This is a genomic window from Bartonella sp. PS7NMGDW, from assembly GCF_042193585.1.
Taxonomy (GTDB): domain Bacteria; phylum Pseudomonadota; class Alphaproteobacteria; order Rhizobiales; family Rhizobiaceae; genus Bartonella; species Bartonella grahamii.
The window spans coordinates 2,135-3,339 of record NZ_JBHILX010000044.1 but is presented as its reverse complement, the minus strand read 5'-3'; the positions used below and the strand labels follow the sequence as shown (position 1 = coordinate 3,339).

Sequence of the window (1,205 nt, the reverse complement as noted above, 5' to 3'; positions counted from 1 at the left end):
TACTTAGGAGCTTATTTAGCCAATCGGCTTACGCTAGAATTTGGACGGCGCATTTACACCCATCTTTTAAGTCTCTCCTTGCCCACTTTACGCCGTTGGCAAGTGGGAGAATTGTTTTCACGTATTGGAGAAGTTGATACAATTCGCGGGTTTCTAACAGGAACCATCGCCACAACTGTGCTAAATGTTCTCTTTGCCATTATTTATATTGCTGCACTCTTTTCCATTAGTCCGAAACTGACCTTCATTGTCCTTATTGTTTTACCTTTACAAATGGGCTCTTTAGCGCTAGTCGGTCCCTTCTTGCGCCGCCAATTACGCCGTGCTTTCACTCTTCAAGCTGCCCATCAATCGCGCCTTATTGAAAGTTTTACCAATCTTGAAGCCATTAAAGCACACGTAAAAGAATCTGCTCATACAATACGCATGCAAGAAACTTTAGCCCGTAGTTTAGATCAAAGCCTTACAACCAGTAAATTACATCTTCTCAATGGAGCCATGAGCCATATTTTTGGTGATCTTTTCACTATTTTTATTATCTTTTTTGGTGCTCAAGCAGTTCTTCAAAACCAGATTACGCTAGGGCAACTTATTGCCTTTCATCTCCTCGCTGGAAATGTTTCTGGTCCTATCTTAAGCCTTGCATCCCTATGGGAAGAATGGCAGCATTTGAAAATCTCTCGTCTTCGTTTGGGCGATATTCTTAACTCCCCTTCAGAATGGGAAGAAGAAAAGCCGCCTCTTCAACTCAGCGCTCCTCCTCATCTTGAAGCCAACGATCTCTGTTTTTCTTATGGAGATAAGTCCATTATCAATCATCTTGATGTCTGTTTACAACCTGGGCAACCAATTATGTTACTTGGTCCTTCAGGGTGCGGAAAAACAACCTTGGCGAAGCTCCTTTGTGGACTCTACCCCCCAACAAGCGGAAAGATATTGATTAACGCCCAACCTTTACAGAATTTTGATGTCCGTAGCGTGCGTAAAACAATCGCGTATTTTCCTCAAAATCCTTGCCTTTTTTCCGGAACTATTCTTGAGAATATGCTTCTTGCTAAACCAGATGCCACTAAAGATGAAATCGACGCTGCACTATATGTTAGTGCTTGCCACGATTTGATTGCTCAGTTGCCTTTAGGACTTAATACTCAAGTAGGAGAGCAAGGTGGTTTTTTATCAGGTGGTCAGCGCCAACGCTTGGCTTT

1 protein-coding gene is annotated in these 1,205 nt (G+C 42.7%); it reads left to right on the top strand.

Going from position 1 to position 1,205, the window contains the following annotated elements:
• A partial coding sequence (locus ACFIKJ_RS08840) for a peptidase domain-containing ABC transporter (RefSeq protein ID WP_375670508.1) occupies nucleotides 1-1,205 on the top strand: 1,205 nt, incomplete at both ends.